The organism is Clostridium celatum, assembly GCF_021412605.1.
Taxonomy (GTDB): domain Bacteria; phylum Bacillota; class Clostridia; order Clostridiales; family Clostridiaceae; genus Clostridium; species Clostridium celatum.
In genome coordinates this window covers 1-203 of record NZ_JAJKGM010000138.1, presented here as the reverse complement: position 1 = coordinate 203, position 203 = coordinate 1, and the positions used below count along the sequence as shown (strand labels likewise).

General features: G+C 26.6%; 1 protein-coding gene. It reads left to right on the top strand.

The window, feature by feature from the left end:
* Positions 1-203: siphovirus ReqiPepy6 Gp37-like family protein (locus LPC13_RS16895; protein WP_234089043.1), on the top strand; the 203-nt coding region annotated here is incomplete at both ends.

The window sequence follows — 203 nt, the reverse complement described above, 5'->3', positions numbered from 1 at the left end:
ATTCTAACTTAACGGATAGAGGTAAAAGTAAATTAGCTGAAAATACTATTACTGAAAGTTTTGAAGCTACTATAGATACTCAAAATTATAGAATTGACTGGGATTTAGGAGACTTAGTAACTATTTTAGATGATGAAATAGGTGTTATTAGTGATATACAAATAGTAGAAATTAGGGAAATTTATGAAGAAGGTATATTAACT